We start from the raw sequence: 7,704 nt of genomic DNA on the forward strand, positions 1-7,704 counted from the left end.
GCCTGAAAGTCTTTGTACCTCTTTGATAGACCCACGACTTCGATTGCACTCATACTGACAATTTAACCAAAACACGCATCAGCGTCAATTGCCTCACCAATGGCTTAGAAAGATGGCGTAGAAAGTGATTCAGGAAGTCGTAAACCCTGTGTTTATGCGGGTAAGAGAGCGGTAGTTCGTTTCACCTATTCTCCGCCAGCAACTCCCTTGATTTAGAGCCTCAGTAAAGGCGTTTATTGAGGGAGTTTTTGCTGGTTGTGCAGTTGCGTGTGCAATTGACAGAGCCAAGCAAGGTCTGACTTGAAGTTATTGTGGGGGATTTTGATGATCAGGACTTTCTAGCCAGTCATCAAAAGTGGTTTTCCCCACAATCGTTTCGCCCTTTCCGCGCAAATCGCCTGAAGCCATGCCTCTTCCAAAAACCCCTGGAAGCGGAAACTCGAGAACCAACTTCTTCAAGCCGTCGAAAGCTATCTGCCTTCGAGCCAGATCAACTAACACTTCATTTCTTGGACCAACCAAATCCGTTGCGCGCTTAAGTGGTTTTCCTTCTGCGATATCCACTAGGTGTTGCCCCACTTCCCTTGCTGCCACTGGTCGCATAAGGCATTTTGGAAGAAGCGCAATCGGTCCAGGCATACTTTGCAGTTGCTGGGTCACGAACTCATGAAATTGGGAGGACCTAGCAATGGTGTACGGGACTAATCCGCTTTCGATGGTTCGCTCTTGCTCGAGTTTCCCCGCGTAGTAGCCATCGTCAATCTCATCGATACCGACGATCGATAAAGCCACGTGGTGTTTCACCCGGGTCTGCGCCTCTGCGCTCAGGATGTTGTTTGTGACGGTTGAAAAGAATTTTCGCGCAGCTTTGGCGCTCAGCGTAGTTTTGTTGGTGACGTCGATGACTACATCCACGCCATCGAGAGCCTCCGCCAAACCCTCGCCAGAAATTAAATCGATGCCATTTCTTCGGGAAATCGAGACAACTTCGTGTCCTCGGTTTTCGGCAGCCGTGACGGCAAACTTACCCACTAGCCCAGTCCCACCGGCGAGAGCAATCTTCATCAAAAACCTCCCTCTCTAAAATAAGACTCGAGAACGGAAGTGTCCAATTCAGGAACCGGATTGGGTTAGCTCGAATCCCCCATTCTCCGCCAGAAAAGGACCTCTTGTAAGGGGTCCTTTTTCGTTATAGGTTCAGATAATGCCAACTACTTATTACTACATTGACCTAAATCTCAAGACTGGAAAGTATTTAGAGATCGGGACTTCTCCATACGCCTCCCATACGGGGGATTCATTAGAGAAAAACGTTCACAGGGTCTTCTTGACTAAGGGTCAGTTCAACAAACTCCAAGCCAAGACAGAGTCGAAACCCAAGCCACAATTGGCGTAGAAACATGGCGTAGAAAGCGTTTCTCGCCTTGCTAACCCCAGTACTTAGGCGGACACCAGGGTGGTAGTTCGAATCAAGCATTCTCCGCCAGCAACTCCCTTGATTTAGAGCCTCATTAGGGGCCTTTATTGAGTGCTCCGAAGCAAAGCACGGTGGGCTTGTCAGGCTGATTCCTCGAGGAGTGGAAGTGATGAGTCTCTCAACTATCTGGATCCAATTTACTTTTTTGGCGCGGGCATGCCGAGCAGTTTTTCTAGGTCGAAACGCTCGCCCTTTTGCCATGATTCCTCGACAAACTTTGCGTAGCGACCCTTGTTGAGAAGCTGGTCCTCCTTCGACTCCATCAGATGCCAGGTTGCAGCTTCGAGAAAGCGCAATTTCGTGTGAAGTTCGATTAGCTGAACATCTCGCTCGGATATCTTGCCGGCTTTGAAGTATTCGTTGAGATAGGTGACAATCAGGTCGCGCTGCATTGCTTTTTTCTCGTAGAGCATCGAGTGAATCACTACGCCAAGCTCAAAATACTTGGATGCCCAACCGGCTTCGGCCCAGTCGATGAGAACAGCGCGCTTAGGTTGGAACACAACATTAGAAAAATGGCTGTCGCTGTGAACGAAGGTCAAATCTTCACGCGCAAGTTCGTGAGCCTTGAGTGCACGGGCTATGGAACGCGCATACTTCACGAGTTCAGGCGAATACTCCTGAGCATGGGACTTTGAGAAAATCGGCTTCAACATTCTGGCCGAGTTCCATTCGGCTTTCCTAGTTTTTCCATCCCGCGCAAATGCTTGGTGCAGTTTGCAGTGTGCTTCGGCAAGTAATTTTGCGTGTTTTGGTAGCGCCTTACCTTCTACAATCTTGCCTGAGGCATATGAATACGAAACCATGTCGAATTGCTTTAGTTGCTGACGTTTCAAAACTGTTGGTGCTGCAATCTTCTTTTTGCGCAACAGGTTTAGATTGTAGATTTCTTTGTCGAGCTGCAAAACCAGCTTTTTGTTTCTGCGAACAAATTTGTAAACGCTAGAGAGTCTCTTGTTTATTACTGTGATCGATTCGTGTCGAAATGCCTCAACCGAAAAGCTCTCGGGTTTATCGATGCGGTAGAGTGCCGCGCCAATCTCTGTAGGAAGTGATTCAAGCGAAACGGTCTTTGCCATCTCCTTAGTTTAAGGGCGGCATGATTTCAAGGTCTGGCATTGGTGTCCGTTAAGGAAGAGAGCCGCAGCATCTGCCGCGGCTCTCATATTCTGCAACTGCCTAGTGAGACATTATCGGCTGTTTCCCAAGACGCTTTTCCAACCACTTCGGAAGCCACCATGCACGCTCACCTAGAAGTGTGATTAGCGCTGGAGCAAGAATCAGTCGAACAATTGTGACGTCAACTATCACCGCAACAGCGAGGCCAAGACCAATCATCTTGACTTCGGTTTCCGTTGTGATCATGAAGCCTAGGAAAACTAGACCCATGATTGCACCGGCTACTGAGATCAGGCTTGCTGTCTTTCCCACTCCCTCAATCAGTGCTTTCTTAGCAGATACGCCTGCATCCTTAGCTTCCCTAACAGCTGAAATTAGGAAAACGTTGTAATCCATGCTCAGTCCAAAGAGGATTGCAAACATGAGCATTGGGACAAAGGAAACCACCGGCTGTTGGTCAACGCCAAGCAATGCTGCTCCCCAGTCGGTTTGGAATGCAAGAGTCACAACTCCGTATGCAGCACCGATTGAAAGCAAGTTCATCACGGCGCTGGCAATTGGAAGAGCTATCGACCTAAAGAAGTAGGTAAGTAGCAGTAGTGACAGTCCTACAACAACCAGTACAAGCAGCACGAGGCTGTCGCTAACCTTTGTTGCCAAATCATCAAAGGTGGCTGTTTGGCCACCAACGTATGCGTTGGCATCAGTACCATCGATCACACCAGGGATCACATCGCTGCGAATCTCCTTTACTAACTGACTGGTCTCCTGAGACTGTGGTGCTGTTTCGGGGATCACTGTGAGAACCGCAACATCACCGGAGTCGCTGAACTGGGCTGGGCCAACGGCCTCCACTCCGATTGCGGAACTTAGCTCCTGGGTCAAATCAGAAATCAACTCATCCGAGTTGGCTGTGTTCAGATCAACCGCAACCAAAAGCGGTCCATTGAATCCTGCCCCGAAGCCCTCATTTAAGCGATCGTAGGCAACACGCATTGTGTCACCGACTGGGCGGTTTCCATCATCTGGCTGACCAAGCTGCAAGCTAAGTGCCGGTGAGGCTACAAGTAGAAGAAGTAATGAGGATGCTGTTGCCCACATCCAAGGACGCTTTGAGACAAAGGTTGCAATTTTCCTAGAACCCTCTCCCTCAACCGACTTCTTTGGGGGGGCGGCTTTCTTCGTAGTCTTCTTCTTAGCTCGCTCGGCCTTAGGCAATACTCGATCGCCCGCAAACTTCAATAGCGCAGGGACCAAGGTGACTGCCGTGATTGCAGTGACTGCAACAACGATTGCGGCAGCTAGCCCCATTCGGCCAATTACATCAATGCCTGTTACATAGAGTCCAAGAATTGAAACTACAACAATTGCTCCAGCGGTAATAATCGATTTTCCTGTTGAAGCGTTTGAATTTGCTGCGGCCTTAATTGGATCATCGCCTACGCGAAGTCTCTGGCGGAACCTTGAGACCATGAACAGTGCGTAGTCAATTCCGGCACCAAGACCGAGCATGATTGCAATTGTTGGAGCAACGCTTGGGATGTCAGTGAATCCAGAAACTACCGCTAGAACGGTGTTTCCAAGAATCAGACCGATAAGCGCAGCTCCAATTGTCACCATGGTTGCAGTGAAAGAGCGGAACAAAAGAGTAATAAGAATAAATGCTGCAAAGATTCCCAGGAATTCACCAACCGGTGGCTCACGGTCACGCCAGCGATCAACAACTGGTCCTCGCATACTAGTTTCAACGCCAAGTTCATGAACTTCCTCTACTGCCACCTCAAGACGATTCAAGTGATCTGCTGAAAGATCAGCCGCAGGCATGTCGAAAACAACGTTCACGAATCCAGTGGACTTGTCTTCGGAAACCTGCAACGGAGTTATGGTGTTCACATCTAGCTGATTCGAAATCTCATCGAATGTGTCAAGAAGTTGAGTCTGAATTTCAGGATCTATCACACCCTCTGTTTCGTCGGAGTAGAAGACGAGAGTGGCTGAGTCACCGGATGCCTGAGGGAACTCACTGATTAGCAAGTCAGTGGCTCTCTGGGAATCAGTGTTCCCTAAGCGAACCTCGGTAGTAAATCCAGCGCCAACTGCCCCGGCTACTCCTCCCAGGACAACAATCGAAGCGATGAAAGTGATCAGGACCCGCCAGGGCCTCTTAGCTGACAGCTCGCCTAGGCGAGAAAGTAGATGGAACATACAACTCCTAAATTCGAAAGATTCAAACAGTTGATTGAAACATATGTTTGAAATTCTGTCAAATCTGACACAATAGAGCCATGGCAATAAATACCGCCGCCGAGATCCTGGCTGCAACCCAGAAACTCCTCCTAGAGCGGGGGGAATCAAAGACCACGCTTCGGGCGATTACTGAACTCGCCGATGCAAACGTTGCTGCCGTGAACTACCACTTTGGATCAAGAGATGAACTTATCCGCCAGGCTTACCTATCCGCACTAACCGAAGTTACTACTAGCCAAGGTGCAAGAATCCAGTCTCTAGACGAGAAAGCAGATCTCGAGGAATTAGTGAACATTTGGCTAGGGCCCTTACTGGAACCTAAGTCTGTGAGTCAACGAGAAAGAGATCTTTGGAATCTTCTCCAGAGAGGCTCGGTTGAAAATGTTTCTCAGCTTCAAGCGCTTATGCCATCGATGCAAGAGATGGAACTAAGTCCCTTAATTGCTCTACTGGGAAAGAAGTTGCCGCACCTTGACCGGACTGAAATTGTATTTAGGCACAACGCCATCTTGCTTGGATTAGGTGGGTTACTACGAAGCTCAATAGGTACATCTAGTGTTAAACAAAGTGCAGCGTCAACCAAGAGTTTTGTGTCGAAATGGGTACTAGCAAGCCTTCGCGGTTAGAGCTCGTTGGAATCCCCTATTTTCCGTTGAAAAGAACTTCTTGTGAGGGTCCTCCATCGACCAAGTCATTGAGTCTTAATTACACCGTCAAAAGCTGCGTGCCTATTTCTGAAAATATGCTCACTAGAGTCACTGCATGCAAGGTCGCAATCACCATATTGCTGATCACAACCGGGTTGCTAAAGCTTCCAACTGTAAATGGGGTTGTGAGCTTATAGATAACCTGCACCGCCAAAAGAGCTGCAACAAAAGAGGCTATAGGCATGAACGTAAGGAAGATGGACGCAAAAAGAATCGCGATGTAGACAGACCACAGAATCGCGCGTGCCTCAGTCGAAGGTCCCCAGGCAGTATCAACAAGAGGCGACTTGATAGCCATCAGCACAACAATTGGGACCAAAACCACGATGTTTACGGCTAAAGAGATGTAGATCATGGTTTGCATCTTGTTTAGTCCTTATCTTTTTATTTGCTTCACCTGGCGCCCATTCTATTTGGTCCATCTGGTGAGCACTATTTCGATCCAAAAAGAAAAAGGTGTCGTGGGGTCCTGTTTGCCGCCGGAACATCTAAATTCTTCGAAAGACAATGTTAACTACTTGACAAACAGATTGTCAAGTAGTTAACTAAAGCGTATGAATAGAAGTCGTATCACCTTTACCCTGAACGAGCTTGTCTATGTCTTGAACTCCACTGCGGATCGACTGCTTCGGGCAAATTTTGAACTGACCTATAGCCAGTTTCTTTTTCTAGTAACCCTTATGAGTCAGGACAAACCCACACCTAGCTATCTAGCAGAGTGTCTGGGTGTTTCTCGAGCGGCGGTAAGCCAGCGGCTCTCTTGGTTTCAAGAACGTAACTTCGTAAAGGTCTCGAAGGTATCCGGAAACGAAAAAAATCTATCCTTAGAGCTCACCCGTAAGGGAGAGCTGTTGACCACCCAGTCTGCAGACTTTTTAGAAAAAGAGTTCAGGATTCTTTTCGATGGAGGTTCTTCTGTTGATTTGGAAAAACTCGACAAGACATTGACGAAGGTAAAGACACAACTAATCAAGAATGCGGAGTCCAGAAATGCAGCCTGAGAAACTATTTGACCTATCACGCCTGAAGCACACCAAATCCCTGTTTTGGCTTGCGGTTATCTGCGTCGTGGTCGCAGTTGCACTTATCCCATTGTGGATACTGGACTCAAGGGAACTGCTTGGAGTATCTGTTTGGGAAAAGCCAATCAAGTTCTACATATCTGTTGCAATTTTCTCATTCACTTACTCTTGGCTTAGCTCGTTCCTAACTCGAGGGGGCCGTTGGGTCAAGCTCACTGGATTTGTTATCGCAGTGTCCCTTGCCGTTGAGATTGTCATGATCTTGGCCATGGCAAGCATTGGTGAAACAAGCCATTTCAATGTTTCAACTCCAACCGCCATTGCAATTTGGTCGACCATGGCAACCTTCATTTCAATTGTGCTTTTCTCAACGATTTTTATCAGCTTGATGATTTTGTTTCAAAAGCAGCAGGAGTTCAATCTCAAGTTGGCACTTGCCTTAGGAAGCATCAACACTGCAGTTGGTATGGGGCTTGCTTACTTGATGACTTGGCCAACCGCCATTCAGTTGGCTAACTACCAAGGGATTGCCGGAGCTCACGCAGTTGGAGTTTCAGATGGTGGTCCTGGTTTGCCATTTCTTGGCTGGAGTACTGTAGCCGGTGATTTGCGAGTAGGACACTTCTTTGGCCTGCACTCGATTCAGGTGGCAGCGATTCTGCTATTAATATCTTTGCTACTGCCTCTTGCGTTCCGAGTTCCGCTGATCCTGGTTGGCAACCTTACCTGGCTTGGCTTTGTTGGCATTGTGACCTGGCAATCACTTAGGGCTGAGCCATTTTCCTCGCCGAGCGAAATGACAATCATTAGTTTTGTGGCTCTAGCGGTATTCGCCACGATTCTCTTTGCAGTCCTGTCGCTAAGCCAATCAAGGGCTCAAGTAAAGACAAAGCCTTAGAAATTTATTGAATTACTTGAGCAAGTTCCTAGCTGCGCTCGTTAGTGAGTAATACGCCCACTTACCTCTTTGTGTTCTTTCTAGCAATCCCGAATCCACCAACAGCTTTAGGTGATGGCTGACTGTACTTTGAGCTAAGCCTGTATCGGGCGTGAGATCGCAAACACAAGCTTCTGCACCTTCACTAGCCGCAACAGCCATTATGAGCCCAAGTCGAGTCTCGTCTCCAAGTGC

The 7,704-nt window shown here is 48.1% G+C and carries 9 protein-coding genes; 4 read left to right on the forward strand and 5 right to left on the reverse strand.

Annotation, left to right across the window (positions count from 1 at the left end; genetic code table 11):
- Window positions 1-306 precede the first annotated feature (306 nt).
- Window positions 307-1,065, reverse strand: coding sequence for an SDR family oxidoreductase (locus tag AC9UCN_RS06370; RefSeq protein WP_509525075.1), 759 nt, complete (start codon window positions 1,063-1,065; stop codon window positions 307-309).
- A 139-nt stretch (window positions 1,066-1,204) separates the two neighbouring features.
- Here AC9UCN_RS06370 and AC9UCN_RS06375 point away from each other — a divergent pair, with 139 nt between their 5' ends.
- On the forward strand, window positions 1,205-1,396 hold the full coding sequence (locus AC9UCN_RS06375) for a hypothetical protein (protein ID WP_509525078.1): 192 nt from the start codon (window positions 1,205-1,207) through the stop codon (window positions 1,394-1,396).
- Between the two features lie 218 nt (window positions 1,397-1,614).
- Here AC9UCN_RS06375 and AC9UCN_RS06380 read toward each other — a convergent pair whose 3' ends face one another.
- Window positions 1,615-2,556 (reverse strand): phosphotransferase family protein, encoded by a 942-nt coding sequence (locus AC9UCN_RS06380; protein WP_509525080.1) that lies wholly within the window; start codon window positions 2,554-2,556, stop codon window positions 1,615-1,617.
- A gap of 100 nt (window positions 2,557-2,656) precedes the next feature.
- Window positions 2,657-4,801 (reverse strand): MMPL family transporter, encoded by a 2,145-nt coding sequence (locus tag AC9UCN_RS06385; protein ID WP_509525083.1) that lies wholly within the window; start codon window positions 4,799-4,801, stop codon window positions 2,657-2,659.
- Window positions 4,802-4,881: 80 nt separating this feature from the next.
- On the opposite strand from AC9UCN_RS06385, the gene AC9UCN_RS06390 reads away from it, so the two are divergent.
- On the forward strand, window positions 4,882-5,469 hold the full coding sequence (locus AC9UCN_RS06390; protein WP_509525086.1) for a TetR/AcrR family transcriptional regulator: 588 nt from the start codon (window positions 4,882-4,884) through the stop codon (window positions 5,467-5,469).
- A 79-nt stretch (window positions 5,470-5,548) separates the two neighbouring features.
- Here the strand turns inward: AC9UCN_RS06390 and AC9UCN_RS06395 are convergent, their stop codons facing one another.
- Window positions 5,549-5,905 carry a hypothetical protein gene (locus AC9UCN_RS06395; protein WP_509525089.1) on the reverse strand — a complete coding sequence of 119 codons (357 nt, stop codon included), beginning with the start codon at window positions 5,903-5,905 and terminating at the stop codon, window positions 5,549-5,551.
- 199 nt (window positions 5,906-6,104) lie between these two features.
- On the opposite strand from AC9UCN_RS06395, the gene AC9UCN_RS06400 reads away from it, so the two are divergent.
- Both AC9UCN_RS06400 and AC9UCN_RS06405 read left to right on the forward strand, forming a co-directional pair.
- A complete protein-coding gene (locus AC9UCN_RS06400) occupies window positions 6,105-6,551 on the forward strand; it encodes a MarR family winged helix-turn-helix transcriptional regulator (RefSeq protein WP_509525092.1) in 447 nt (148 codons plus the stop codon).
- Window positions 6,541-7,470, forward strand: coding sequence for a hypothetical protein (locus tag AC9UCN_RS06405; protein WP_509525095.1), 930 nt, complete (start codon window positions 6,541-6,543; stop codon window positions 7,468-7,470). Before AC9UCN_RS06400 ends, AC9UCN_RS06405 begins: the two co-directional genes overlap by 11 nt.
- 12 nt (window positions 7,471-7,482) lie before the next feature.
- On the opposite strand, the gene AC9UCN_RS06410 is transcribed toward AC9UCN_RS06405, so the two are convergent.
- Window positions 7,483-7,704, reverse strand: a 222-nt coding sequence (locus AC9UCN_RS06410; protein WP_509525097.1) for an ArsR/SmtB family transcription factor, incomplete at its 5' end; no start/stop codon positions are given.

Source organism: Rhodoluna sp., assembly GCF_036721215.1.
Taxonomy (GTDB): Bacteria; Actinomycetota; Actinomycetes; order Actinomycetales; family Microbacteriaceae; genus Rhodoluna.

Excerpts from the sequence above, each read along its gene's own strand:
- AC9UCN_RS06370 (WP_509525075.1), bottom strand. The coding sequence starts at position 1,065 with ATGAAGATTGCTCTCGCCGGTGGGACTGGGCTAGTGGGTAAGTTTGCC.
- AC9UCN_RS06375 (WP_509525078.1), top strand. The coding sequence starts at position 1,205 with ATGCCAACTACTTATTACTACATTGACCTAAATCTCAAGACTGGAAAG.
- AC9UCN_RS06380 (WP_509525080.1), bottom strand. The coding sequence starts at position 2,556 with ATGGCAAAGACCGTTTCGCTTGAATCACTTCCTACAGAGATTGGCGCG.
- AC9UCN_RS06385 (WP_509525083.1), bottom strand. The coding sequence starts at position 4,801 with ATGTTCCATCTACTTTCTCGCCTAGGCGAGCTGTCAGCTAAGAGGCCC.
- AC9UCN_RS06390 (WP_509525086.1), top strand. The coding sequence starts at position 4,882 with ATGGCAATAAATACCGCCGCCGAGATCCTGGCTGCAACCCAGAAACTC.
- AC9UCN_RS06395 (WP_509525089.1), bottom strand. The coding sequence starts at position 5,905 with ATGATCTACATCTCTTTAGCCGTAAACATCGTGGTTTTGGTCCCAATT.
- AC9UCN_RS06400 (WP_509525092.1), top strand. The coding sequence starts at position 6,105 with ATGAATAGAAGTCGTATCACCTTTACCCTGAACGAGCTTGTCTATGTC.
- AC9UCN_RS06405 (WP_509525095.1), top strand. The coding sequence starts at position 6,541 with ATGCAGCCTGAGAAACTATTTGACCTATCACGCCTGAAGCACACCAAA.